Origin of the sequence: Bradyrhizobium sp. HKCCYLRH3061, from assembly GCF_051168015.1 — a bacterium.
Lineage (GTDB): Bacteria > Pseudomonadota > Alphaproteobacteria > Rhizobiales > Xanthobacteraceae > Bradyrhizobium.
In genome coordinates, this window is the sequence record NZ_JBNPUE010000005.1 from 301,046 (window position 1) to 326,765 (window position 25,720).

Below are 25,720 nucleotides of genomic sequence, written 5' to 3' on the forward strand. Positions count from 1 at the left end.
ACGCATGAACCAGATCTGGAAGAAGCCGCCGATTTCGCTTGCAGCCTATCAGGCCATGGTCGGCCAGGAGATCGGCGTGTCGTCATGGCACGTGCTCGATCAGAAGCGCATCGACACCTATGCCGATGTCATAGAGGATCATCAGTTCATCCACGTCGATCCGGAGAAGGCCAAGGGGACGCCGTTCGGCACGACCATCGCGCACGGCTTCCTCACCATGTCGCTGCTGTCGGTGATGTCCTACGAGGTCATGCCGGCGGTCGAGGGCACGGCGATGGGTGTCAATTACGGTTTCGACAAGCTGCGCTTCATCTCGCCGGTGAAATCGGGAAAACGCGTGCGCGGCCGCTTCGTGCTGGTGGAAGCCACGCTGCGCAAGCCGAAGGAGTTGCAGTCGCGCACCCATGTCACGGTCGAGATCGAGGGCGAAGACAAGCCCGCGCTGGTCGCCGACTGGATCGGGCTGATCTATCTGAGCTAACAATCTTCGTCACAACCCACCCATCGTCATCGCCGGGCGTGACCCGGCGATCCATCAAGACTGAGAGTCTTTCGAAGTGGATGGATGCCCGGGTCAGGCCCGGGCATGACGACCTCACTGAAGGAAAAGATCATGGCAATCAGATTTGACGGACGCGTCGCCATCGTTACCGGCGCAGGCAATGGTCTCGGACGCGCGCATGCGCTGGGACTGGCGAGCCGCGGCGCCAAGGTCGTGGTCAATGATTTCGGCGGCGCGCGCGATGGCACCGGCGGCTCGATGACCGCTGCCGAGACGGTGGTCGAGGAGATCCGCAAGGCCGGCGGCACCGCGATGGCCGACGGCGCCGACGTCTCGAATTTCGAGCAGGTCACGGCGATGGTCGAGCGCGCCACCAAGGAGTTGGGCAGCGTCGACATCATGTGCGCCAATGCCGGCATCCTCAGAGACAAGTCGTTCGCCAAGATGGAGGTGGCGGATTTCGCCAAGGTGCTGGACGTGCATCTGGTCGGCACCTTCTACTGCTGCAAGGCGGTGTGGAACGGCATGCGCGAGCGCAACTACGGCCGCATCGTCATGACGACCTCGTCCTCCGGCCTGTTCGGCAATTTCGGCCAGGCCAATTACGGCGCGGCGAAGACCGGCATGGTCGGCCTGATGAACGTGCTGGCGGAAGAGGGCCGCAAGACCAACATCCGCGTCAACATCATCTCGCCGACCGCGGCCACGCGCATGACCGAGGAGCTGCTGCCGCCGCAGGCGCTGGAGCTGATGAAGCCGGAATCGATCACGCCTGCGGTGGAGTATCTGCTCAGCGAGGACGCGCCCACGCGCACCATCATGGGTGCGGGTGCGGGCTCGTTCGCGGTGATCAGGATCCTGGAGAGCGAGGGCATCAATCTGCCGCCGGAGGAGTGGACGCCGGACGCGGTCGCCGCGCATTTCCAAGAGATCAGCGACATGTCGAAGGCGCGGGCGCTGCAGGGTGCGTTCGAGCAGACGCAGAAGTACGTGTCGCAGGCCGCGGCACGGCTGGGGATCAAGCTGTAGGGCACGAAGCCCGCTCCACACTCACCGTCATGGCCGGGCTTGACCCGGCCATCCACGTCTTTGGCACTGCGGCGTGGACGGGCGTGGATGCCCGGGACAAGCCCGGGCATGACGACCTTTGGCTTGGTGCGGTGGGGGGCCTAAACTGACGACATGTCCTCTTTAAAGCACATTGCGGTCATCGGGGCCGGCCCGGCTGGGCTCATGGCCGCCGAGGTGCTGGCGGGCGGCGGCGTCGCCGTCACCGTCTACGACGCGATGCCGTCGGTTGCCCGCAAGTTCCTGATGGCGGGGCGAGGGGGCCTCAATCTCACCCACAGCGAAGAGCTGCCGCTGTTCCTGTCGCGCTATCGCGATGCTGCGTCGTGGCTTGCGCCGGCCATCCAGGCTTTCTCGCCGCAACAACTACGCGACTGGTGCGAGGCGCTGGGCGAGGCGACCTTCACCGGCTCCTCGGGCCGCGTGTTTCCCGTCGCAATGAAAGCCTCGCCATTGCTGCGGGCGTGGCTGCGCCGGCTCGATGCGCAGGGCGTGCGAGTCGAGCTGCGGCATCGCTGGACCGGCTGGGACGACCGGGGACATCTGACCTTCGAGACGCCGAACGGTCCGCACACCGTGGCAGCCGACGCGACCGTGCTGGCGCTGGGCGGCGCGTCCTGGCCGCGGCTCGGATCCGACGGCGGATGGGTGCCGATCCTGGCAGCGAAGGGCGTCGCGATCGCGGCGCTGCGGCCGGCCAATTGCGGCTTCACGGTCGCCTGGTCCGACATCTTCCGCGACCGCTTCGAGGGCCGGCCGCTCAAGAGTATCGCGTTGTCCTTTGGCGACCGCAGCGTGCGCGGCGAGGCGGTCGTGACGCGGGACGGCATCGAAGGCGGCGCGGTCTATGCACTGTCGGCCGAACTGCGGGAGGCCGTCGCTGTTCATGGCGAGGCTGTTCTGCACGTCGCGCTGCGGCCCGATGTCGAGGCCGCTGATCTGACTAAGAAGCTATCGGCGCCGCGTGGCAAGCAGTCGCTCTCGAACGTGCTGCGCAAGGCGGCGCAGCTGTCGCCGGTCGCGATCGGGTTGCTGCAGGAGGTGGCAAAGTCGCAAGGCTTGTCACTGTCGTCGCTCCCGCCGGAACGTCTCGCCGCGCTGATCAATGCCGCGCCGGTCAGACTGACCGGCACGACCGGACTCGCGCGCGCCATCTCCACTGCCGGCGGCATCGCACGGGAGGAGCTTGATGAGAACTTCATGCTCTGGCGTCTGCCCGGCGTGTTCGCCGCCGGCGAGATGCTTGACTGGGAGGCGCCCACCGGCGGCTATCTGCTGCAGGCCTCGTTCGCGACCGGCGCTGCGGCGGGCAGGGGCGTGATGAGGTGGCTGGCGAGTAACCACAAGCACGCGGTCATTCCGGGGCGTCCGTAGGACGAGCCCGGAATCCATAACCCCGATCGGGAGTATGGATTCCGGGCTGAGCCGCTGGCGCGGCTGCCCCGGAATGACGAGCGGAAAGAGCTTCCCCCTATCGCAGCTTCCCCCGCGCCGCGACCGGCAGCGTGCCCAGGATCTCCTCGCCGCGCACCATCACCACCTCGTCCATCATGTTGACGACGACGCAGACGTGGTTGGGGACGATGCGGACGACGTCGCCGACATGGGGGCGGGTGTTGCTGCGCGACAGATCGAGGAAGCCGTGCTCCTCGGCGAAGCGCGCGATCTTGGCTTCGGGGTGTTCCAGGATCAGGCCGTGGCCGTCGAGCCCGCCAGTGTCGGTCGTCAGCGTCTTCGAGCCGGCATCGAGAATGCCGCGCTCGGGCGCGGCGCGACTGACGACGGTCGAGTAGATGTGCAGCGCGCAGTCGTCCCAGGTGGCGACGCCGGCGGCGACCTGCATGCGGTCGTTGTAGATATAGGTACCCGGCCGATGCTCGGTCGCGCCCCTGAGCTTGCCGAGATTCTTCAGGTTCGGCGAGCCGCCGGTCGAGACGATGGCAGCGTCCAGCCCCTCGGCGCGCACGCCGGCCAGCGCCTCGTCGTAAAAGCGCTGTGCCTCGTCCCAGCCGCTCTCGGTCGGGTACAGCATGAAGCCGGCGAAGCGCAGTCCCTCGGAGGCTTTGATCTGGCGTGCGAGCTGGATCGCCTCGGCCGGCGTCTCGACCCCGGCGCGCTTGCGCCCGGTGTCGCATTCGACCACGACCGACAGCGTGCGGCCCGACTGCTTTGCCGCCTGCGGCAGGCCGGCGATGACGGTCGCGTTATCGGCGGCGACGGTCATGTCGGCCTTGGCCTGCAGCGCGGCGAGGCGGGCCATCTTCTCCTCTCCGATCAGATTGTAGCTGATCAGGATGTCGGCGATGCCGGCGTCCGCCATGATTTCGGCCTCGCCGATCTTCTGGCAGGTGATACCCTGCGCGCCGGCCTCGATCTGCAGTTTCGCCAGCACCGGGCTCTTGTGCGTCTTGATGTGCGGCCGGTTGGCGACGCCCGCGGCCTCGCACTGGGCCTGGATGCGCGCGATGTTGCGCTCGACCCTGTCCATGTCGATGACGGCGCAGGGCGTGCCGTACTCACGGGCGATCCTGGCGGCGAGCGGGGTGGTCATGTCATTCACTCCATGTTGCCGTCATTGCGAGGAGCGAAGCGATGACGGAGAGAATGTCGGGTGGGCAAAGCGAAGCGTGCCCACCGTCTTCTGTTGCGCAAGCTCGTGGTGGGCACGGCGCTTGCGCGCCTTTGCCCATCCTACGTAAACATCAAGCCCCCTCGATTTCCTCGCGCAGCACTTCCAGCTCCAGCCAGCGGTCTTCCGCGGCGGTGAGCTCGGCCTGCGCGGTGGCGATGGCGAGGGAGGCGGCGTCGAACTTTTTGCGGTCCTTGGCGTAAAGAGCAGGATCCGCGAGCACGGCCTGCTGCTTGGCAATCTCGGCCTGCAGCTTCGCGATCGTCTTCGGCAGGGTCTCCAGCGCGTGCTTCTCGTTGAAGGAGAGCTTGCGCTTGGGCGCGCTCGCGGGCGCTGTCGCAGCCGGCTTGGCCTCCTTCTTCTCCTCAGCCGCCTTGGCATGCTCGCGCTTCAGGTCGGCGCCGCGCTGCGCCAGCATGTCGCTGTAGCCGCCGGCATATTCCTGCCATTTGCCGTTGCCCTCGGGCACGATCACCGAGGTCACGACGCGGTCCAGGAAGTCGCGGTCGTGGCTGATCAGGATCACCGTGCCTTCGTAGTCGCCGAGCATGTCCTCGAGCACGTCGAGCGTCTCGAGGTCGAGATCGTTGGTCGGCTCGTCCAGCACCAAGAGGTTCGATGGCTTGGCCAGCGCGCGCGCCAGCATCAGCCGGCCGCGCTCGCCCCCCGATAGCACTTCGAGCGGCGTGCGCATCTGCTCGCGCGAGAACAGGAAGTCCTCCATGTAGCCGACGACGTGCCTCGGCTTGCCGGCCACCATGACGTGATCGCCGCGGCCGCCCGTCAGCGCGTCGGCGAGCGTCGTCCGGGGATCGAGGCTCTCGCGGTGCTGGTCGAGCGTCGCCGTCTCCAGATTGACGCCGAGCCTGATGCTGCCGCTGTCGGGCTCGCTGCCGCCGGTGAGCAGATTGACCAGCGTGGTCTTGCCGGCGCCGTTGGGGCCGACGATGCCGATGCGGTCGCCGCGCTGGATGCGGATGGAGAAATTGTCGACGATCCTGCGGTCGCCATAGCTCTTCGATGCGCCCTTGGCCTCGATCACCAGCTTGCCGGACTTGTCGGCTTCCGCCGCGGCGAGATTGGCGCTGCCGGCCGTACCGCGATAGTCGCGGCGCTGCTGCCTGAGCGCATGCAGATTGGCGAGCCGCTTGACGTTGCGCTTGCGCCGGCCGGAGACGCCGTAGCGCAGCCAGTGCTCCTCGTTGACGATCTTGCGGTCGAGCTTGTGCTGCTCGCGCTCTTCTTCCGCCAGCACCTCGTCGCGCCACGCCTCGAATGCCGCAAAGCCGCGATCGATCTGCCTGATCTGGCCGCGGTCGAGCCAAGCGGTCGCGCGCGACAGATTGGTGAGGAAGCGACGATCGTGACTGATCAGCACCAGCGCCGAGCTTCGGCCGTCGAGCTCGTTTTCCAGCCACTCGATGGTCGTGAGGTCGAGGTGATTGGTCGGCTCGTCCAGCAGCAGGATGTCGGGGTTGGGCGCGAGCACGCGCGCCAGCGCCGCGCGGCGCGCCTCGCCGCCGGAGACTTCAGCGGGATCCTCTTCTCCGGTCAGTCCGAGCTGCTCGACGAGATAGCGTGCCTGATAGTGATCGTCGCCCGGCCCGAGTCCGGCCTCGACATAGGACAGCGTGGTGGCATGGCCGGAGAAATCCGGCTCCTGCGGCAGATAGCGCACCGTGGCGCCCGGCTGCACGAAGCGGGTGCCGCTGTCGCATTCGACCAGGCCGGCGGCGATCTTGAGCAGCGTCGACTTGCCGGAGCCGTTGCGGCCGATCAGGCAGACGCGCTCGCCTGGCGAGACCGACAGCTCGACACCCTGCAGCAGGGCCGTGCCGCCGAAGGTCAGGCGGATGTCCTTGAGTTGGATGAGAGGCGGCGCCATGAGGTTAGCTCTGCTGCTGGGTCCGCGCCGCGCGCTGGCGCTGCAGGCGGCGGATCGTGGTGTCGAGGGTGGAAAGGAAGGTGGAGCGGTCGCGCGGCGTGAACGAGCGCGGGCCGCCGGTCACCTCGCCCGATGACCGCAGATCGGTCATGAGGTTGCGCACGGCGAGCGTCATGCCGATCGACTCCGCCGTGAACGGCTTGCCGTTCGGCGCGATCACGGCGCTGCCGGCCTTGACGCAGCGGCTGGCCAGCGGAATGTCCGCCGTGATGACGATGTCGTCAGCGCCGGTGCGCTCGGCGATCCAGTCATCCGCGGCATCCATGGCGCTGCCGGCCGCCACGCGCGTGATCAGGGGATCCTCGGGCACGCGGATGAAGCCACCGGCGACGACGGTCACCGGCAGGCCATGCCGGATCGCAACGCGGTAGATCTCGTCCTTCACCGGGCAGGCGTCGGCGTCGACATAGATGCGGATCGGGGCGGTTTCGGTCGTCATCGGGCCATCGGTTGGAATGGTCCGGTTGGTACTCCATCGCGCCGGGAATTGCGAGCCAAACGCGCCGCTTGCCAGGGCCTTTCCGGCCGCTACCATCGCCCGAAAACGGTGAAAGGGAGGCAAGGATGTCGGGCAGAATCGCGGCGTATGCGGTCGAGGCGTTCAACACGGCCAAGCAGTCCGAGAACAAGATGCACGACGACAGTGTGGCGCGGCGATTCGGCTTCGCCGGCGGTCTCGTACCCGGCGTCGAGGTGCTGGCCTATATGCTGCATCAGCCCGTCGCACGCTGGGGGCGGGCGTTCTTGGAGCGTGGGCTGATCGAGGCACGGTTCACCAAGCCGGTCTATGACGGCGAGATCGCGGAGGTCGTCGCGAACGAGACCTCCGACGGGCTCGCCCTTGAGGTGATCAGCCGAGGGCAGCTCTGCGCCACCGGTTCCGCCTCGCTGCCCGCGTCGGTGCCGGATGTCGTGCTGGCCGAGTACCGGGATGTTCCGGCCGCGGCGGTGCGGCCGCTCGTCAGTGCGGAGTCTTTCGCTGTCGGCAGCTGGCTCGGCACGGCGCCGCGCGCGTGGCCAGGGCAGGCGGCCACCGCCTATCTTTCTGAGATTCGCGAGCGCGATCCGATCTATGCCAACGAGCGGCTCGGCCATCCCGGCATGCTGCAGCGGGTGATGAACCGGCTGCTCGTCGACAACGTCGTCCTCGGCCCCTGGATTCACGTCGGCAGCCGCATGCAACTGCTGTCGGCGATCGAAGAAGCCGACGAGATCACCGCGCGCGGCCGTGTGGTTGCCAACTACGAGAAGAAGGGTCACCGCTTCGTCGAGCTCGATGCGCTGGTGGTCGCCAATGGCGACCGCCCGCTCGCGCATTGCCATCACGTGGCGATCTATCAGCCACGCGAACAGCGCGGATAGCCGCGACGAATCGCATCAGTCATCAAGACCATTTGATGGCCTGCTTGTGAATTCATTCACACTCAATCTAAAATTGTGTATGGTTTGGTTGGCCCGTAGTTGTGAGGGGGAAGGGCCAATGATCGGACATGGGAGATGCGGCGTGGCCGCGGGCTGCGTCATGGGGGACCATGAATTCTGGCAAGCGATGCACAAGGTGGGCAGATCGGGCCGGCCGCTTCGGTCGGAAGCGGCGTCGGAGCCGCGGTAACGTGCCCGCCATGTTGGATCATCGACACAACGCGTCCGTGCGCTGAGCCGGGTCATGAAAGACCAGCGGGGACTCGACGGCGGCGATCAGGCCTGGCGCGATCTGTCCAGGATGAGCCGGCCGTATCTCAACGTCGTCGATTTCCTGGCAAGCTATGCACAGCGTCTGGCGGAGCTGTCGCGGGCGGCGACTGTGGAGATTGCCGTCGCCGATCTCGGCCGCATCGTCCTGTCCCGATCCGGATCGGAAACCGTGCAGGACTGGCTCAGCGAAAGAGACGGCGGTGGTGCGGCGACTGCCGAGCGCGAGCCGCGGCGTGCGCCGGAATGGCGTCTCGAACCGACGCCATCCGTGACGGCGCCGCTGGTCTATGCCGACGTCGGGATCGGCCGTTTGACGTTGGCCTGGGAGGGGCGGCGGGGCGGGCCGGACCTGTCCGACGCGCTGGCGGATTGCGCGCGCCAGCTCGCCTTCGTGATCAAGCGCCACGAGGTCTGCGAGTGGGCACGGCAGCGCCTGGGCCGCTCGCTGCTGTTGGTGGGTGTGAGCGAGGCGGTCCGAAATCTCGAGATCTTCGTCGAGAAGGCGTCGCACAGCGATCTGCCGTGCCTGTTGCAGGGCGAGTTCGGGACCGAGACGCCGTATCTGGCCGCCGCGATCCATTGCTGCGGGCCGCGCCGCGATCTGCCGTTCGTGCAGGTCAATTGCGCGCAGCCGCGGGGGGCGCCGCAGGACTGGTTTCGGCAGGCCGAGGGCGGCACGCTGTTCTTCAGCGACATCGACATGCTGGCGCCCGGTCTGCAGAACGAATTGCCGCAGCACATGCATTCTCGCCTGGGACAATGGCTGGACGTGTCGAACACGACGCGCGTGCGCGTGATCGCCTCGGCCGGCGGCGATCTGCCGCGCATGGTGGCCGAGCGCTCCTTCTCGCGCCAATTGCTGGCCGAGCTCGACTTTCTGCCCGTCAGCGTGCCGCCGCTGCGCGAGCGCTGCGACGACATCGAGCCGCTCGTCATCGCTGCGCTCGAGGGACATGGTCATCGCGCCGAAGACAAGATCAGCGCCGAGATGCTCGATCTGTGCCGCAGCTATCCGTGGCCGGAGAACGCGTTCGAGGTCGAGCGCGTGGTCGCCCGGCTCGCGGTCATGACCGGACGTGCGAGGATCCGTGCCGAGGACATCAGGCGCTATTTCCCGGCTCTCCACGCGCGGGCCGAGCGCGTGACGGTGACGTCGGCGGCACCGTCACCGGCGTTGCCGGCGGCGAAGCCGCCGGCCGAAGCCGTTCGCGAGCAAGCGTCCGCGAGGCCGGAAATCGGGGCGGAAGCGGATGATTGGATTCGCCACGTGCTCAACAAGGACATCACGGCGCTGTCGCGCCTGCATCCCAATCTGCGCCGGGCACTTCTGTATCTCGTCGATCACTATGCCGAGCCGATCCGGCTCGGCAGCTTGGCACGCCAGGCCCATGTCAGCCAGTCGCATCTGAGCTTCCTGTTTCGCCACAGCCTGCAGACCTCGTGCAAGGCAATGCTGTCGCGCATTCGGGTCGAGAAAGCCAAGGAGTTGCTGGCAACAAATGCGCGGCAGCCGATCACCGATGTGGCGCTACAGGTCGGCTTCGCCGATCTCAGCCATTTCGAGAAATACTTCCGCCGTCAGGTCGGCCGCACCCCGCGCGAGTACCGGCGCATGGCGGCGGAGTGAGGGGGGCGGTTGTCCTCTTTCACAGAGGCTTTGGAAACATGTAAGCGCCGCCGAGGGTTGGTATGAAAAAGACGCGTTTCCACCCAAGGCATTCTCCGTCGCCTAATGCCGGCGATGCTCAACGAGGTACGTCCAATCACCGGTCGACGGCGAGGACCCCGGTAGTTTGATCGAAGACCACATGGTGTCGTAGCGTCCTTCCCACTTCGGTGCTCTGGAATAGTCAAGAAACGGGCGCGCATTTGGCGGCGGCAGATTGAAAGCAAGATCGGTGGATGGATTGCTCGCGTTCAGGAGCATTGCGCCCAGCGCTTTCTCCACCATGTTGATCGCTTTACAGAGAGATTTGACGTCGTACGTCGCGAGCCGTGAGTAAGGTTTCTTTCCGGCCTTCTCTATGTACTCGCGTTGAAACTTTGCGAGTGCGTCCAGCCAAATCGCAGCCGTTTCTCCCGACAAGAGAACTTCGCCGAGTTTGCCGTAAAACGTGCGATCAAAGTCTTCCTTGCTGATCACATCCAGCAGCGCAGCTTTAAACCAGAGTGCCGTCAAATCCTTCAGGTAGCTATGAAATGGCAACCAGCGCCACCAGCGCGGGAATTGGTCCACTTGATATGAATTGATCTGTTCCTCAAAGGGGTATGGATCCCGAAAGATCAACGTCGATTTTTCGGCGTATGCGATTTCCTGGAGCTTGAGCTGATTCATCTCGCTCAGAGCGCCCATTGCACCGCATACCACCTTGTTCGTAACAAGGAAAACAAACGCGGACTTCTTGAGTTCTGCAATAGTCATGTTCAGTTCGACTGGAACTTTCGCCGGATCAATCTGACCGACGTCCTTATAGATCTTTGTAAGCAATGACATGTATCCGCTATAGACTTCGGCCATGACGTTCAACCAGATCCAGGATGGCCGTACCACGCCCTTGCTGAAGCGCAGATTTTCACGAGGTAGTTTCCACGCCATTTGGTAAAAAAAATAACCTTGCAAGGTCATGGGCATGTTGACCTGCGAAGAAAAGCCTTCTTTTGGGTCTTTCTGGCTGCGCCCAAGGAGGATGTTGTTGAGGTAATCGTTCCACGGTTGTGGATCTTGGGGGCTTCCCTCGTTCTTGGCGAACGTCCATAGGGCCGCGCCGACATTAGTCGTATCGTCAATGTTGTTTTCGTTCAGTTGAACAAGAACTTGAGTGGAGCTGCGATTCTTCGCCTCGGCTTTTTTCAACGCTTTGCCAAAGAAATTCTTGACGAGGGTATCGAAGGCCTCGCTTGCGAGCGCCGCCTTCCATTGCAGGAAAGTCACATATTTTTGCGTCGATGTCCCGGATACAGAAGCGACGAGATATTCAGCAAGTCGGTCTTTGGCAAGGTAGGCGTCCGCGACGGTCGAAAACCACGTCTTGCCCGTCGTGAGTTCGAAGACGTTGTCCGAATCGGTCTCGATCGTCCAGACGGCTTTTGCTTCCGGCGAGTCTCCAACCGTCAATTCGATGTCGGCTGCTTCAACGTGAGTGAATTGGAACACCCAGCTGTTGTGGCTGCAGAATTCGATCTCGAAGCCGTAGCTGTTGGGGCTGATCTGCTCGCCTCCTGACGCGATGACGACTTGCCTGTCGTCCTTGGTCACGAAGATCGTTGGTTCGTCGCCTTTTGGCATCCTGATCGTCCTCTTCTCTTTGTTTGATGTGAGCACCGTATGCCTGCGAGCCTCGCATCCCCCGGCGCAATCGAATTGGAATCAGTTCTGATGTTCACCGTTTTGCCGTTGGCGTTACGCTCCGGGTCGATCGGCACGGCCCGCGCGCTGCGGCGGGACGGTAGTCCCGCGGCGATCGTCAAAGCGCGCCGCCGTTGGCGATCGTGATGATGGTGAAGCCGCTGGTCGGGAATCCGAGCGCTTGGCATGCGCCCCACGACACCGCAACGATCATGCTGTTGCCGGTTGAATTCACGAACGCATTCAGACTTTTTTGCTTGTTTGTGAGAGTTCCGCCGCTGCCGATCGCCATCTTGAAGAATCGAATGAGTAGTTGTTCGACGTCGACTGTCGTTGAATCGATGTAGACCGTTGGATCTTTAAGGGAATAGATGGGATCGGCGACCCTGCAGGTTTCCATCGTGTTCATCTGCAGCGCGCTGGCGAAAGCATATTGTGGAGTTCCCGGAGCGAATTGGCCGGGCAAGAGGAGGTTGGCGAGGCGGCCATCGTTCGTTTGGGCGTTGTAGGTGATGCCGGCCTCGACCTTGAAGACTGGCAGTGGCGGCGACGGAGGTTGCGGCGTGTTGAAGGCGTAGGCGACACCCCAGAACGCGCCGACGCCCCTGAGATTGTTGGTGCTCAGTCCGAACTCGTTCACGGTGAGCATACGACCATCGAAGCGGTCCGCCAGATTGCCGGCTTTCCCGATGTATCTATTGTTGGTGGGAACGTTGACGATCACGTAGAGGCCGCCTTGGGTTCCCATGCCTTGGGGCAGCGCGCCAGGGAGGCCGGAACCCGGCGAGGCGAGGGTGTCCAGGCCACCGGTGCTGGCGAGATCGAAGATGATGCAGCACATCGGATTGGATCCTTCCGCGTGATAGGCGGTGCCGGAGGCGGTGTTCTTACGACCGCTTCGGGAGTATCGCTGACACAGCAGGTCGGATCACCCGCAGCCGCAGCGAGGTGGTTTGCGTGGCGTCAGGCGGAAGCCGCCGTCTTCTGTGGCTGGCTCGCCGCCAGCGCGGCGCTGATCGAGCGTTCGGCGGCGATGACGCTCTGCTCGGCCGCCTGCTGGGCCTCGGCGATGATGGCGCGGCCGGTGGCGGCCATCGCCGCGAGCTGACGATCGGTGAAGTTGGTGGCCTGGCGCGTGGCGACGATCGAGGCCGCGACGGCCTGCTCGGCCGTCTCGACCGTGGGCGGCGCGTAGTCCGCGGGCGGCTGCAGCGGTTCGACCTGCGCCCGGCGTGACAGCATGGCGGCCTGCGCCGCGGCCATCTTGCGCTCCATCGAGGCCGCCGTGCGACCAACCGCTTCGTTGAACGCCTGCTGGGCCGCGGCGATCGCGCGGGAGGCCTCCAGCAGGCGATGCTCGATCTGGTGGATGGAGTGCGAGGAGAGGGGACTGGCGACCTGCTCGTCCACCTCGATCACCGCCTCGTCCATCTCGCCCAGATGCTCCTCGATCGACACGACCTCGTCGGTGGCGCTCTCGATCAGCTCGGCTTCGACTTCGGTATCGCGCGCCGACTGAGCCGCCGACTGCTCCTCGATCTGCTCGATGAATGCTTCAGGCAACATCGGGCTGGCATAGGGATTGTCGAGCAGGATGTCGGGCTCGTTCTCCGGCGGAGAGGTCTGGGACGGGGGCTGCTCGCTCATGATGCCTGCCTCATGGGGTGTCGGACTCAACTCTTTTCGGCGGGCGGCGCGATCCGCCTGAATTGGCGCAAGGTGATGTCGCCGTCGGCGCCGAGGTAGAGCTCGGCGTAGAGATTGCCGGATTGCGTCGGCAGGATGCAGGAGCGTCCGTCCTGGCTGATCCGGCCGGTCTTCGGATGATTGGCCGAGAGGAACGACTGCGCGTTGGCGAGATACAGCGTGACGACCTGCTGGGCCGCCGCGCCGGTCTCCTGCGTGAATGTCGTGCTCTCGATGATGCGGCAGACGCCCTCCGACAGCCGGGCGAAACCGAGCCGCCGTCCCTGCCGCAGCCAGTTGTTGACGGCCGCGGCGACCTCGTGCGGGGGCACCAGGCCCCGCACCTGCGGACAGTCGAGCGCGCCGAACATCATCGGCAGCAGCGTCTGAACCGCGCCATTGGCCTGGGACAGGCGTTGCTCGGCAGAGCTGGCGGCGGTCTTCAGCTTGGCCGTCAGCGCCATGTAGATGCGGTAGTAGTCGCAGAACTCCTCGGGCGTGCGGGCCTGCTGCACGGCGAAGGCGGCCGCGTCGTTGCGGATGTCGGGCTCGCCATCCTGCGGCTGCGGCAGCGCAATCAGCTCCCACAGCGCGATCGTCTCGTTGAGGCCAAGACACTGGAACAGCGGCGACGTGGCCACGCCAAACTGCGAGAGCAGGGCCGGGACCGCTGCGAGATCCGACTGCGCATGGATGCCGTGGGCGTTGAGGATGCTCTCGGTCTGGCTCGCCGTCGCGGCGTCCTGCGCGCCGGTCTCCGCCTTGGCAATCGCGCGCAGGTCACCGAGATTGAAGGTCAGGAGCTTGACCGGGCTGACCTGCAGGCCCAGACCGGGCAGCAGCGCCAGCGGCGAGCCGTGCAGCCCGTCCTGGATTTCGGCCATCATGCTGGTTTCGTCGGGGAAGCTGTAGCTCGCCGTCGGCGCCCGCACCGCCCATTCGAGCCATTGCACGCCGCCGTCGATGAACGCCAGAACCACCGCGCCGATCTCGGAGAGGCCGCCACGGCCTTGGATCAGCCTGTTTGCGACCGTCACCGACATGACACATCACCCCGACGGGAAGTTCTTGAGGATCGTGGAAGCGGCCGCGCCGATCTGGGCAAAGTCGTCGGTCGCCGATTTCATCATGCTCTGCGCCGTCACCAGCGCTTCGGCGTATTTCGGCTCGCCGGTCGCCAGCAACTGCGCCATGGCGACGCCGGAGGCCGTGGTCGCGATGGTCGAGACGTTGCGCAGCGCATCGGCCGCGTCCTGGATGGCGATGGCCGCCGATTGCGCCACCGACTGATAGGCCTTGCCGGCGCCGCTGGTGAGTACGACCTGCGGCGCCATGGTCGCCTTTTGGACCTGGTTGATCACGTCGATGATCTGGGCGTCGACATTGCTGGGCATCTGCGTATCCTCAACCGATCCGAAGGCTGCGGCCGGTGCTGGTTGCGGCGCCCCGGATCATGGCGGTCTCGTCGTCGGGTCTTCGGCTCAGGATCTGGTCAGGTCTTCGGAGGAGCGGGCGGGGTGCCGCCGGCCTCGGTGATCAGCTTGTTGAGGTCGCTCTCCGCGGTCTGCGCCAGGCCATTCGCGGTCGCGGCCTGGGCCTTCAGCGTGTCGATCGCGCTCGCCGCATCCGCATAGGCGGTCGCGATCGAGCTGCTCGGGGGTGGCGGCGTCGAGGGCGTCGTGCCGCCGGCGTCGGTGACGATCTGGTTGAGATCTGCCTGCGCGGTCTGCGCCAGGCTGGAGGCCGAGCTGGCCTGCAGTTTCAGCGCGGTCACCGCGCTTTCCGCTTCGGCAAAGGCGGCGGCGACGGCTGCGCTCGGCGACGGATTGGGCGGCGGTCCGGGGAGCGGATCGACGGCGGGCGGCGGGGGCTTCGGCGCGGGCGGCGGTGCAATGGGAAGCGGCACCGACAGCATCTTGGCACACGCCGCGGTCACTGCCGCCGAGCCGATCACGCTCGCGCCCTGCTGCCGCCCGATCGCATTGTGCATGGCCATGCCGAGCGTCTCGACCATCACGGCGTCGAGCAGTCCGAAGGCCTGCGACGGAGACTGACCGGTCAGAAGCGTGACCACGCCGGTCGTCGAGTCGATGATCTGGCCGTTGACCGTACCCGGATCGCTCATGTCACGAACTCCCTTGCGCAATGATCATCGCCAGGACCTGCGCGAGCGCCGCGCCGGCCAGGACCTGGCCACGTTGCTGATTGGCCGCGGCGTTCGCCATGGCGAGCCCGAGGCTGTCGGCCATCGCCACATAGGTCATGCCCATGGCGACCGATGGGGCGAGCCCGACATTGACGACGTTGCCGTCGACCACGGCCGTCAACGATGCGGAGGCGGCTGGCACGACGAACGGCTCCCTTGGCCGGACGCAAGCCTGCGGCTAGCCGGGTGGCACCGTCGGTGGACGGACCGCTACACCAGGCCGAGCACCTTTTCGGTGGCGATGCCGGTCGTGCCGGTATCGAGGGTCAGCAGGGTGGAGATGCCCTGCGTGGTCGAGGCCTGCATCGTCACGTAGGACTGCTGCTGGTTGTTGGTCGCGTTGTGGGCCGCGTTGGACAGCGCCTGGCTGGTGGCGATGAACAGGTTGCCCATCGCGACGGCCGGCGCGTCGCCGAGCACCTTGGTGTTCACCTGGCTGATGGAGTCCGTGATCTGACTGTTGACGGCGGTGGGGAATGCCATGATGTCTCTCCTTTGCGAGTGCTGTTGGCGTGGGGTCGTCTCTCGATCAGCCGGGCATCACGCGCGGATGGTGCCTAGCTCTTCAGGATGGTCGACGTCGCCAGTCCGGTCGACGCCGTGTCGAGTGAGTAGAGCAGCGCGACGCCTGCCGTCGTCGCTGCCTGCGCAGTGACGTACATCTGTTGCTGCGCCAGGGTGGCGTTGTGCGCTGCATTCGCCAGCGCCTGCGCCGTCGCCTGATACAGGTTGCCCATTGCGATCGCAGGTGCCGTACCGAGGACCTGGACGTTGCTCTGGGTCACGGAGTCCGTGATCTGACTGTTGACTGCCGTGGGAAATGCCATCTCACCAGCTCCCTGGGATCATGAGGCGAGGGCCAAGATCGGGGAGTGTCCCGATCCCGCGCTCGGGCCTGGTCAGGACGACAGGATGTCCTTGGTGGCGACGCCGGTGGAGGCGGTGTCGAGCGAGTAGAGCGTGGCGACGCCCATGGTCGTTGCCGCCTGCGCGGTCACATAGCTCTGCTGCTGCGAATTGGTGGCATTGTGCGCAGCGTTCGCGAGCGCCTGCGCGGTTGCCTGGAACAGGTTGCCCATCGCGATCGCCGGCGCGTCGCCGAGCACCTTGGTGTTCGCCTGGGTGACGGAATCAGTGATCTGATTGTTGACTGAGGTCGGAAATGCCATGGCTCGATCCTTTCAGGTGGAGGTCATTTCAGCAGGTGGGTGGTCGAACGGGACGTGCGCGTCAGCTCGTCAGGCCCTTGACGCCGGTGTTGAGGATGTCGGCCGTCGCGACGCCGGTGGTGGCGGTGTCGAGCGAGTAGAGCGTGGCGACGCCCATGGTGGTGGCGGCCTGCGTGGTCACGTAGCTCTGCTGCTGCGCATTGGTCGCGTTGTGAGCCGCATTGGCGAGCGCCTGCGCCGTGGCCTGATAGAGGTTGCCCATCGCAATCGCGGGCGCATCTCCGAGCACCTTGGTATTCGCCTGGGTGACGGAATCGGTGATCTGGTCGTTGACCGACGTCGGGAAAGCCATCTCGTCATTCTCCCTCGTTTGAGCCGACATCCACCGCGTGACGCAGTCGTGCGTCGTTTGGCGTGGCACCGGCGTCCGGCGTGTGTTGAAGATGCCAACCGGCGTTGCAGCAACCTAAGGAAGATCGGGACGCTCGCGATAGTCGAAAGGGATGGAACTCAGGGACGAATCCCGGCGAAAATAACCGGATGACTTCATCGGTTCTGCCGCAATTCAGCGATTTTTCCGCACGCCTGCTGCGGTGATCGCGACTGGCATCCCCCGCTGCGGGCAGGGCGATCGCGTATGGAGGGAGCGTGAGACCGGCGCGCGGCAACGTCGCCGTGCGAACGGATCCTCTGCCATCTGCGCAAACGAAAGCCCGGCCGTTCGGGCCGGGCTTGATCAGGCAAAAGCGACGGCGATGCGCCGAAGACGACGGTTCTACGCCGCGGTCCTCGCCTTGCCGTCCTGGATTGCGCGCCAGAGCTTCTCGGTGGTCAGCGGCATATCGAGATGCTTCACGCCGTAGTCGGACAGTGCGTCGATCACCGCGTTGATCACGGATGCCATCGAGCCGGCGCAGCCGGCTTCGCCGCAGCCCTTGGTGCCCAACGGGTTGGACTTCGCCGGCACCGGATGGTTGTCGACCGTCATCATCGGCACGTCGGAGGCGCGCGGCAGCGCGTAGTCCATCAGCGATCCCGTGATCGGCTGGCCGCTCTCGTCGTAGCGCAGGTGCTCCATCAGCGCCTGGCCGATGCCCTGCGCGACGCCGCCATGGAGCTGGCCGGCGACGATCATCGGGTTGATCACCGTGCCGAAGTCGTTGATCGCGGTGTAGGCGACGATCTGCGCGACGCCGGTGTCGGGCTCGATCTCGACCTCGCAGACATGGCAGCCGTTCGGAAACGTCGACTCGGTCGCGGTCGAATTGTGGTCGACGTCGAGCGAGGCCGGCACGCCCTCGGGCATCTTGCCCTCGCGCATGCGCCGCGCCAGCTCCATGATGTCGATGCTGCGGTCGGTGCCGGCGATGGTGAACTGGCCGCTCGCGAACTCGATGTCGGCTTCCGAGGCTTCGAGCAGATGCGCCGCCGCCTGCTTGCCCTTGGCGATGACGAGCTGCGAGGACTCGACGATCGCCTGGCCGGTCGCGGTGATCGAGCGCGAGCCGCCGGTGCCGTTGCCGAAGCGAACGAGGTCGGAATCGCTCTGCTCCAGCCGGATCTTCTCGAAGGGCACGCCGAGCTGCGCCGACAGCACCTGCGAGAACGGGGTCGCGTGACCCTGGCCGTAATCGAGCGTGCCGGTGGTCAGCGTCACGCCGCCATCGGCGTCGAAGGTGATCTTGCCGAGCTCGCCCGACGGCGGCGCGGTCACCTCGAGATACGAGCCGACCGCGATGCCGCGCAGCTTGCCGTTCTTGCGGCTCTCGCGCTTACGCCTGGCAAAGCCGGCGTAGTCCGAGACCTCCAGCGCCTTCTCGAACACCGCGGCGAAGTCGCCGGAATCATAGGTGACTCCGGACGCCGCCGGGAACGGCATCTGGCTCGGCTTGATGAAGTTGCGCTTGCGGATGGTGAGGCGGTCGATGCCCATCTCGCGCGCGGCGGTATCGATCAGCCGCTCCATGAAGTAGTTCGCCTCGGGCCGTCCGGCGCCGCGATAGGCGCCCATCAGGGTGACGTTGGTCAGCACCGTCTTGATGTCGACGCCGAGCAGCGGCGTCTTGTAGACGCTGGCGAGGTTCTTGCCGGTGTTGAGCGACAGCGGCAGCGGCGCCACGCCCATGATGTAGGCGCCGAGATTGCCGTAGCCGGACAGCCTGACAGCGAGGAACTTGCCGTCGGCGTCGAGCGCCAGCTCGCCATGGATGATCTGGTCGCGGCCCTGGCTGTCGGACAGGAAGGCGGTGGTACGCTCGTCGCGCCACTTCACCGGACGGCCCAGCGCCTTGGCCGCATGCAGGATGCAGACATATTCGGGATAGGAGACGTTCTTCATCCCGAAGGAGCCGCCGACATTGGTGGTGAGGATGCGGACCTTGTCCGGCGCGACGTTGAGGATCTTGGCGAGCGTTGCCTTGTTGCCGGAGACGCCCTGGGTCGGCACTTGCAAGGTGAAGCGCTCGGTCTTGCCGTCGAAGGCCGCCAGCGCAACGCGCGGCTCCATCGACACCACGGCGACGCGGGTGTTGACGATGTCGAGCTTGGTGACGTGCGCCGCCTTGGCGAAGGCCTCCTCGATCTTGGCGGTGTCGCCATAGTGGTAGTCGAGGGCGACGTTGTTCGGGATGTGGTCGTAGAGAAGCGGCGCGCCAGGCCTGGCGGCTTCCTCGGCATTGGTGACCGCGGGCAGGGGCTCGATATCGAGCTCGACCGCCTCGGCCGCATCGCGGGCCTGCGCGGCGGTTTCCGCCACGACGAAGGCGACGGGGTCGCCGACGAAGCGCACCTTGTCGGTGGCCAGCGCCGGCCGATTGGTCTGCAGCAGCGGTGAGCCGTCCCGGCCCTTCAGCGGCAGGCCACAGGTGAACGGGCCATAGGCGGCCGCCGCGAGGTCGGCGCCGGTCCACACCCCGAGCACCCCCGGCATGGCCTTCGCGGCAGTGGTGTCGATGCCCTTGATGATGCCATGGGCATGGCTGGAGCGCACGATCCAGGCATGGGCCTGCCCGGGCAGGTTGAAATCGTCGGTATATTTGCCGTGGCCGCGCACCAGCGTGTCGTCCTCCTTGCGCCGGACCGGCTGCCCGACGCCGAATTTCTGCAGCGCGATCGCGTTTTCGAGGGAGGCCGGGGAGGTGTGATCTTGCATGGATGAGGACCCAACGGGCTGGATTGGTCGCAAATGCGGGCTGTTCCCAGATAGTGCAGCGCCCGCGGCCGGACAACGGTTGATTAGGAATGGTGCATCACGCCTGACGGAGGGGCTGTTGCGCCGGCGCTATCCACTGATAATGTCTAGGGAAAGAGAACTTCCATCTGGGCCGGTCCGGCCAGCGGAAAGACATTTGAATGATCAATGACACGCGGCTGCGGGAGAGTCCCACGCCGCGCGGGAACCTGGAGCCCGGCTTGCGTCCGGGTCTGGACGTCGCGACGCCTTCCTGCGCCAGCAATGGCAGCAGCGTCTACGCGGCCCTGGACCTCGGAACCAACAATTGCCGGCTCCTGATCGCCTGTCCTTCGGGCGACAGCTTCCGCGTGGTCGACTCGTTCTCGCGCATCGTCCGGCTGGGCGAGGGCATCTCGACCACCGGCTGCATCAGCGATGCGGCGATGGATCGGGCCATCGCCGCCCTCAGCATCTGCCGGGACAAGATCCAATCCAAGAAGGCCAGCCGCCTGCGCCTGATCGCGACCGAGGCCTGCCGCGCCGCCACCAATGCCGACGGGTTCCGCAGCCGGGTGGTGGCCGAGACCGGCATCGAGCTCGAGGTGATCGACCGTGAGACCGAGGCGACGCTGGCCGTCAAGGGCTGCGCGCCGCTGCTCGATCCGGGCGGGCGCGGGGCCATCCTGTTCGATATCGGCGGCGGCTCCAGCGAGCTGGTCAGGATCGAGCGCGATCCGGCCGACCGCAACGCCGAGCCGCGCATCAAGGCCTGGATGTCGATCCCGCTCGGCGTCGTGACCTTGGCCGAACGCTTCGGCGGTCGCGACGTGACGCCGGAGATCTATGCCGCCATGGTCGAGGCCGTGGCCGAGCATGTCGGGCCGTTCGCGGCCGAGAATGGCGGCGACCTCTCCGGCATGCATCTGCTCGGCACCTCCGGCACCGTGACGACGCTCGGCGGCATTCATCTGAACCTCGCGCGCTACGATCGGCGCCGGGTCGACGGCATCTGGATCAACGATGCCGACATCACGACGACGATCGCCAAGCTGCTGGCGATGAGCTACCAGGAGCGCGCCGAGAACAACTGCATCAGCATCGACCGCGCCGACCTCGTGCTGGCGGGCTGCGCCATTCTCGACGCGATTCGCCTGGCGTTTCCGCTGCCGCGGCTGCGCGTCGCCGATCGCGGCCTGCGCGAGGGCATGCTGGTCGAGATGATGCGCGAGGACGGCGCGCTCAGGACGGCGTAGCAAGAATTGACGACGTCATTCCGGTGCGGTCGGACGAAAGCAGCGAAGCTGCTTTCGTTTGGCGCGAACCCGGAATCTCGCTCCGCAACTTCTGGATTCCGAGTCCCGCCCTGACGGGCGGTCCCGGAATGACCTCAGAGATCAAGATGGCAAAAGACACCACTGGCCGCATGCATGTGCAGGTCAAGACCGGGGGCAAGCGCAAGCTGTCCTCGAAACTCTGGCTGGAGCGCCAGCTCAACGATCCCTATGTCATGAAGGCCAAGCGCGACGGCTACCGCTCGCGCGCGGCCTACAAGCTGCTCGAGATCGACGACAAGTATCATTTGCTGAAGCCCGGCATGACGGTGGTCGATCTCGGCGCTGCGCCCGGCGGCTGGAGCCAGATCGCGGCGCGTCGGGTCGGGGCCGAAGCCGGGAAGGGCAAGGTGATCGCGATCGATCTGCTGGAGATGGGCGAGATCCCCGGCGTCACCTTCACCCAGCTCGACTTCCATGCCCAGGATGCGCCGGAAAAGCTCCGCGCCATGCTCGGCGGGCGTGCCGACGTGGTGATGTCGGACATGGCGGCCAACACCACCGGCCATCGCAAGACCGACCAGCTGCGCATCGTCGGTCTCGTCGAACTTGCCGCGCATTTCGCCAGCGAGGTGCTCAAGCCGGGCGGCAGCTTTCTCGCCAAGACGTTCCAGAGCGGCGCCGATGCCGACTTGATGGCGCAGCTCAAGCGCGATTACGCCAGCGTCCGCCACGTCAAGCCGGCCGCGAGCCGGCAGGATTCGTCGGAGCGCTACGTGCTGGCGATGGGTTTCCGCGGCGGAGAGCAGGCCGACCTGTTGTAATGGCGTCATTGCGAGCGGCCCGCGCCGGCGATACAGAGCAGATGCAACACGGTCTCGGGAATCGGCTTGGGCCGACGAGACCCCTTCCGGAGGTCCCCGAATGCGTGTCCTGACCTGCAGCGCTGTCGCGGTCGCTTTGATGGTGGGCTCGGCCATATCGGCGCCGGCTCATGCCCAGGCCTACGATCCGCGCTATCCCGTGTGCATGAAGGTCTATGAAGGCGGCCGGTTTGGCGGTGGCGAGTGGATCGACTGCAGCTACACGTCGCTGCCGCAATGCCGCGCCACGGCGTCCGGCCGCGCGGCGATGTGCGACCTCAATCCATTCTACGCGCCGCCGGCACCGCCGCCGCGCGGCAAGCACCGGCGGCATCGCTGAAACATTTCATGACGCTGCGGCCGTTGCCGTGCCGCAATCGGACTGAAGATTCGCGACCTCCTCTTCATCGGGCTGCCGCCATGCCGCATCGTTTCATCGTTTCGCTTGTGATGCTTCTGCTGCTGGTGCCCGCGCTTGCGACGGCCGCTCCGTCGCACAAGCGCAAGGCTCATCGCTGGCAGGGCTATGGCTTCCTGCCGGGCTATAAGCAGCCGCCGAACAACAGCCTCCCGCTGTACGCGGACAAGGAAGCGATGCGCAACGGCCCGCCGCGCGGCAGTCGCCGCCACTGGTACATCGACGGCACCCCGAAATACATGCTCTACAACGGCGAGTGGCATTATTTCGGCCAGCCCGGCTTCTATCGCGGCCATTACAATGGCGGCAGCTTCGGCCCGTGCTGGACGCGGACGCCGGTGGGAATGGTCTGGACTTGCGGCTGAGCCCTCCAGGCCACTGAGCGGCAAAGTGCCTCGCGTAAAGGGGGTGCGCCATCCTGTCGCAGGGTAGCGCCTTGAATGCCCCCTTTGGGCCTGTAAGCTTTTGCTGTGTCTCGAGAATCCAAGAGCTGATCTGACCGGTCCGTGCGCAGTCGATCGTGCCGCCGTGCGCGTCTTGGTGCCGCATGATCGGGGTTGAGACGCGGATAGAGAAACGTGAGCCGCCGGGGCGGCCGTGGAGGGGTCCTTGAAGTCATTCTGTGCGCGCCTGTCCGGCGCAGCTGTTGCGTTGACGTTCCTGGCCGGTGCACCGGTCTCTGCCCAGCAATTGGAACTGAAGGTGATGGCGCCGGCCGCGCCCGGCGGCGGCTGGGACCAGACCGCGCGGGCCATGCAGCAGGCCTTCGTGGCGTCGGGCGTGGCGCGCAGCGTCCAGGTGACCAACGTCGCCGGCGCCGGCGGCACCGTCGGCATCGCGCAGTTCGTCACCGGCGCCAAGGGCGACGGCAACCAGCTGATGGTGAACGGCTTCGTGATGGTCGGCGCGCTCGCCATGAACAAGTCGCCGGTGACGCTGGAGCAGGTGACGCCGATCGCGCGGCTGACCGAGGAGATCCAGGTCATCGTCGTGCCGGCCAACTCGCCGATCAAGACGGCGCAGGATCTCGCCGCGGCGCTGAAGGCCGACATCGCCAAGGTCACCTTCGCCGGCGGCTCGGCCGGCGGCGTCGATCACGTGATGGCGGCGCTGTTCGCCGGCGCCGTTGGCGCCGACGCCAAGAAGGTCAACTACATCCCGTTCTCGGGCGGCGGCGAGTCGCTGGCGGCGATCCTCGGCGGCAAGGTCACGGCGGGCATTTCCGGCCTGTCGGAATATGACGGGCAGATCAAGAGCGGCAAGCTGCGCGCGATCGGCGTGTCCTCGGAGAAGCGCATTCCCGGGGTCGACATCCCGACCTTCAAGGAGCAGGGCATCGACCTCGTGCTCGCGAATTGGCGCTCGGTGGTCGCGCCGCCCGGCATCACGCCGGAGCAGAAGAAGGTGCTCAGCGACGCCGTCGAGAAGATGGTGAAGTCGGATGCCTGGAAGGAGATCCTGAAGCAGAAGGGCTGGGACGACGCCTATCTTCCGGGGGATGCGTTCGCCGACTTCCTGAAAAAGGAGAACGTCCGTGTCACCGACGTGTTGAAGTCGGTCGGCCTCGTCAAGTCATGACGACGGAGCGCGCCGGCGCCGAGACACCCGCCTCGGGAGGCGTCGACAAGGCCGGCATCGTCATTGCGGCGCTGCTCGCGGCCGTTGCGCTCGTGCTGGTCTACGACGCCAATCAGATCCCGGCGACCACGATGTACGGCATGGGCCCGCAGGTCATGCCGGTCGTGATCGCGATCGGGCTCGGCATTCTGGCCCTTGCCAATCTGGTCGATGCGGTCAGGGGCAACCTGCCGCCGCGCGAGAGCTCCGATCCGGTCGCGGTGCTGCTGATCCTCGCCGGCCTTGCGCTCTTGATCGCGATCATCGGCTTCGGTGGCGGCTTCATCCTGGCGACGACGACGCTGTTCGTGACGACGTCGGCCGCGTTCGGCCGGCGCGCCTTCGTCACCGATCTCGTCATCGGCGCCGTGCTGACGACCATGATCTATCTCGCCTTCGACCGTCTCCTCACCCTGAGCCTTCCCGCCGGTCCGCTCGAAAGACTGCTCTGATGGACACCTTTGCCGCGCTCGCGCATGGGATGGCGATCGCCGTCCAGCCCATGAACCTGCTCTATGCGCTGGTCGGCGTGTTCCTCGGCACCGCCGTCGGGGTGCTGCCGGGCATCGGGCCGGCGCTCACGGTCGCCCTGCTGCTGCCGGTCACCTACAAGCTCGATCCCGGCGGTTCGCTGATCATGTTCGCCGGCATCTATTATGGCGGCATGTATGGCGGATCGACCACCGCGATCCTGATCAACACGCCAGGCGAGAGCGCCTCGATGGCGACCGCGCTCGAGGGCAACAAGATGGCCAAGTCCGGCCGCGGCGGCCCGGCGCTGGCGACCTCGGCGATCGGCTCCTTCGTCGCCGGCACCATCGCCACCATCGGTCTCGCCTTCCTGTCGCCTTACCTCGTCGACATCGCCGTGCGCTTCGGTCCGGAGGACTACTTCGCGCTGATGTGCGTCGCCTTCGTCACGGTGTCCGCGACCTTCGGCGATTCACCGATCCGTGGCCTCACCAGCCTGTTCATCGGGCTGACGCTCGGTCTCATCGGCATCGACAAGCTGACGGGGCAGGCGCGGCTCGCCTTCGGCGTGCCGGAACTGCTCGACGGTGTCGAGGTGACGACGTTGGCGGTCGGCCTGTTCGCAGTCGGCGAGGCGCTCTACGTCGCCTCGCGCCGTCACCATAGCGAGGAGAAGATCGAGGCCATCAAGGGCTCGCTGTGGATGACGCGCGAGGACTGGAAGCGGTCGTGGAAGCCGTGGCTGCGCGGCACGCTGTTCGGCTTTCCGATCGGCGCGCTGCCGGCGGGCGGCGCCGAGATTCCCACCTTCCTGTCCTATTCGGCCGAGCGACGGCTGACCAAATATCCTGACCAGTTCGGCAAGGGCGCGATCGAAGGCGTCGCCGGCCCTGAGGCCGCCAACAACGCCTCGGCCGCGGGCACCCTGGTGCCGCTGCTGACCCTCGGCCTGCCGACCTCGGCGACCGCCGCGATGATGCTCGCGGGCTTCCAGCAATATGGCCTCAATCCGGGACCGCTGCTGTTTGCCGAGCGGCCCGATCTGGTCTGGGGCCTGATCGCGAGCCTGTTCATCGCCAACACGATGCTGCTCGTCCTCAACCTGCCGCTGGTCGGGCTGTGGGTGAAGCTGCTCGCGATCCCGACACCCTGGCTCTATGCTGGCATCCTCGTGTTCGCGACCATGGGCACGATCGCGGCAAAGCCGTCGGTCGTGGAACTGTCGATGCTGGCCGGCTTCGGCGTGCTCGGCTTCCTGATGCGCCGGTTCGATTTCCCGATTGCGCCGGTCGTGGTCGGGCTGATCCTCGGACCGATCGCTGAGAGCCAGTTGCGGCGGGCGCTCGCGATCAGCCTCGGCGATCCCATGACCCTGCTGCAGTCGCCGATCTCTGCAACTCTTCTGGTCGTCGCGCTGATTGCGCTGATCGCGCCGTTCATCTTGAAGGGACTCGGGCGCTTCAAGGCGAATGAGGATTGAGTGCGGCCCGCAAGCGGAAACCGCGCCATCGCAGTGCAACATAACGTGACCGGAGGGGGGCGCGGAGATCGGGCGCGGCGTGAAACGATGTGCCCGCGATCCGGTTTGGGTTGAGCCATCGAGACCGGAGCCTGGAACTCCGGATCAGCTGAGGAAGCGTCTTTCGGGGCGTGTCACCCCAA

General features: G+C 65.9%; 27 protein-coding genes. 12 read left to right on the plus strand and 15 right to left on the minus strand.

Translation table 11 applies throughout. The annotated features are described in order from the left end of the window. Positions 1-4: 4 nt before the first annotated feature. The 3 genes from ACQR2C_RS12100 (at position 5) to ACQR2C_RS12110 (ending at position 2,944) form a co-directional block, all read left to right on the plus strand. Positions 5-481: a MaoC family dehydratase gene (locus tag ACQR2C_RS12100; RefSeq protein WP_434846568.1), complete on the plus strand. Its 477-nt coding sequence runs from the start codon at positions 5-7 to the stop codon at positions 479-481. A gap of 132 nt (positions 482-613) precedes the next feature. After that, positions 614-1,531, plus strand: coding sequence for an SDR family NAD(P)-dependent oxidoreductase (locus ACQR2C_RS12105; RefSeq protein ID WP_434881208.1), 918 nt, complete (start codon positions 614-616; stop codon positions 1,529-1,531). 153 nt (positions 1,532-1,684) lie between these two features. Continuing rightward, complete coding sequence (locus ACQR2C_RS12110; protein WP_434881209.1) at positions 1,685-2,944, plus strand: TIGR03862 family flavoprotein; 1,260 nt, start codon at positions 1,685-1,687, stop codon at positions 2,942-2,944. A gap of 97 nt (positions 2,945-3,041) precedes the next feature. On the opposite strand, the gene ACQR2C_RS12115 is transcribed toward ACQR2C_RS12110, so the two are convergent. From ACQR2C_RS12115 to ACQR2C_RS12125, 3 genes are all read right to left on the minus strand, one after another. Further along, entirely contained in the window at positions 3,042-4,121 is a 1,080-nt protein-coding gene (locus ACQR2C_RS12115; RefSeq protein WP_315805064.1) for a D-TA family PLP-dependent enzyme, read from the minus strand. Between the two features lie 151 nt (positions 4,122-4,272). Further along, entirely contained in the window at positions 4,273-6,084 is a 1,812-nt protein-coding gene (locus ACQR2C_RS12120; protein ID WP_434848030.1) for an ABC-F family ATP-binding cassette domain-containing protein, read from the minus strand. A gap of 4 nt (positions 6,085-6,088) precedes the next feature. Beyond that, entirely contained in the window at positions 6,089-6,583 is a 495-nt protein-coding gene (locus tag ACQR2C_RS12125) for a YaiI/YqxD family protein (protein ID WP_316182626.1), read from the minus strand. 125 nt (positions 6,584-6,708) lie between these two features. Between ACQR2C_RS12125 and ACQR2C_RS12130 the strand changes: the two genes are divergently transcribed. Both ACQR2C_RS12130 and ACQR2C_RS12135 read left to right on the plus strand, forming a co-directional pair. Then, a complete protein-coding gene (locus ACQR2C_RS12130; protein ID WP_316239141.1) occupies positions 6,709-7,506 on the plus strand; it encodes a hypothetical protein in 798 nt (265 codons plus the stop codon). 304 nt (positions 7,507-7,810) lie between these two features. Then, a complete protein-coding gene (locus ACQR2C_RS12135; RefSeq protein WP_316182629.1) occupies positions 7,811-9,466 on the plus strand; it encodes a helix-turn-helix domain-containing protein in 1,656 nt (551 codons plus the stop codon). 102 nt (positions 9,467-9,568) lie between these two features. Here the strand turns inward: ACQR2C_RS12135 and ACQR2C_RS12140 are convergent, their stop codons facing one another. The 12 genes from ACQR2C_RS12140 to ACQR2C_RS12195 form a co-directional block, all read right to left on the minus strand. Continuing rightward, the gene (locus tag ACQR2C_RS12140; protein ID WP_434881210.1) at positions 9,569-11,125 is read right to left on the minus strand and encodes a hypothetical protein; all 1,557 of its coding nucleotides are present in this window, start codon (positions 11,123-11,125) and stop codon (positions 9,569-9,571) included. A 178-nt stretch (positions 11,126-11,303) separates the two neighbouring features. Next, the gene (locus ACQR2C_RS12145) at positions 11,304-12,026 is read right to left on the minus strand and encodes a hypothetical protein (protein WP_434881211.1); all 723 of its coding nucleotides are present in this window, start codon (positions 12,024-12,026) and stop codon (positions 11,304-11,306) included. Between the two features lie 122 nt (positions 12,027-12,148). Next, positions 12,149-12,832: a hypothetical protein gene (locus ACQR2C_RS12150; protein WP_316182633.1), complete on the minus strand. Its 684-nt coding sequence runs from the start codon at positions 12,830-12,832 to the stop codon at positions 12,149-12,151. Between the two features lie 26 nt (positions 12,833-12,858). Further along, on the minus strand, positions 12,859-13,914 hold the full coding sequence (locus ACQR2C_RS12155; protein WP_316216324.1) for a hypothetical protein: 1,056 nt from the start codon (positions 13,912-13,914) through the stop codon (positions 12,859-12,861). Between the two features lie 6 nt (positions 13,915-13,920). After that, entirely contained in the window at positions 13,921-14,265 is a 345-nt protein-coding gene (locus ACQR2C_RS12160; RefSeq protein ID WP_315805055.1) for a hypothetical protein, read from the minus strand. A 98-nt stretch (positions 14,266-14,363) separates the two neighbouring features. Then, complete coding sequence (locus ACQR2C_RS12165; RefSeq protein ID WP_315805054.1) at positions 14,364-14,996, minus strand: RebB family R body protein; 633 nt, start codon at positions 14,994-14,996, stop codon at positions 14,364-14,366. Position 14,997: 1 nt separating this feature from the next. Further along, the gene (locus tag ACQR2C_RS12170; protein ID WP_315805053.1) at positions 14,998-15,219 is read right to left on the minus strand and encodes a RebB family R body protein; all 222 of its coding nucleotides are present in this window, start codon (positions 15,217-15,219) and stop codon (positions 14,998-15,000) included. 68 nt (positions 15,220-15,287) lie between these two features. Beyond that, positions 15,288-15,560: a RebB family R body protein gene (locus ACQR2C_RS12175; RefSeq protein WP_172108192.1), complete on the minus strand. Its 273-nt coding sequence runs from the start codon at positions 15,558-15,560 to the stop codon at positions 15,288-15,290. A gap of 74 nt (positions 15,561-15,634) precedes the next feature. Beyond that, positions 15,635-15,904, minus strand: coding sequence for a RebB family R body protein (locus ACQR2C_RS12180; protein WP_172108194.1), 270 nt, complete (start codon positions 15,902-15,904; stop codon positions 15,635-15,637). Positions 15,905-15,976: 72 nt separating this feature from the next. Beyond that, a complete protein-coding gene (locus ACQR2C_RS12185; protein ID WP_315805052.1) occupies positions 15,977-16,246 on the minus strand; it encodes a RebB family R body protein in 270 nt (89 codons plus the stop codon). A 61-nt stretch (positions 16,247-16,307) separates the two neighbouring features. Then, positions 16,308-16,598, minus strand: coding sequence for a RebB family R body protein (locus ACQR2C_RS12190; protein WP_315805051.1), 291 nt, complete (start codon positions 16,596-16,598; stop codon positions 16,308-16,310). 423 nt (positions 16,599-17,021) lie between these two features. Then, positions 17,022-19,397, minus strand: coding sequence for a xanthine dehydrogenase family protein molybdopterin-binding subunit (locus ACQR2C_RS12195; RefSeq protein WP_434881212.1), 2,376 nt, complete (start codon positions 19,395-19,397; stop codon positions 17,022-17,024). 200 nt (positions 19,398-19,597) lie between these two features. Between ACQR2C_RS12195 and ACQR2C_RS12200 the strand changes: the two genes are divergently transcribed. From ACQR2C_RS12200 to ACQR2C_RS12230, 7 genes are all read left to right on the plus strand, one after another. After that, positions 19,598-20,671 (plus strand): Ppx/GppA phosphatase family protein, encoded by a 1,074-nt coding sequence (locus tag ACQR2C_RS12200; protein ID WP_315805049.1) that lies wholly within the window; start codon positions 19,598-19,600, stop codon positions 20,669-20,671. A 146-nt stretch (positions 20,672-20,817) separates the two neighbouring features. Further along, complete coding sequence (locus ACQR2C_RS12205) at positions 20,818-21,513, plus strand: RlmE family RNA methyltransferase (RefSeq protein WP_316182643.1); 696 nt, start codon at positions 20,818-20,820, stop codon at positions 21,511-21,513. Positions 21,514-21,613: 100 nt separating this feature from the next. Next, entirely contained in the window at positions 21,614-21,892 is a 279-nt protein-coding gene (locus tag ACQR2C_RS12210) for a DUF3551 domain-containing protein (protein ID WP_315805047.1), read from the plus strand. A gap of 80 nt (positions 21,893-21,972) precedes the next feature. After that, positions 21,973-22,335 carry a hypothetical protein gene (locus ACQR2C_RS12215; RefSeq protein WP_316182646.1) on the plus strand — a complete coding sequence of 121 codons (363 nt, stop codon included), beginning with the start codon at positions 21,973-21,975 and terminating at the stop codon, positions 22,333-22,335. Between the two features lie 244 nt (positions 22,336-22,579). Continuing rightward, a complete protein-coding gene (locus tag ACQR2C_RS12220; protein ID WP_315805046.1) occupies positions 22,580-23,548 on the plus strand; it encodes a Bug family tripartite tricarboxylate transporter substrate binding protein in 969 nt (322 codons plus the stop codon). Then, positions 23,545-24,039: a tripartite tricarboxylate transporter TctB family protein gene (locus ACQR2C_RS12225; protein WP_434881213.1), complete on the plus strand. Its 495-nt coding sequence runs from the start codon at positions 23,545-23,547 to the stop codon at positions 24,037-24,039. Before ACQR2C_RS12220 ends, ACQR2C_RS12225 begins: the two co-directional genes overlap by 4 nt. Then, the gene (locus tag ACQR2C_RS12230) at positions 24,039-25,538 is read left to right on the plus strand and encodes a tripartite tricarboxylate transporter permease (protein WP_315805044.1); all 1,500 of its coding nucleotides are present in this window, start codon (positions 24,039-24,041) and stop codon (positions 25,536-25,538) included. The genes ACQR2C_RS12225 and ACQR2C_RS12230 overlap by 1 nt, the downstream gene beginning before the upstream one ends. Positions 25,539-25,720 lie beyond the last annotated feature (182 nt).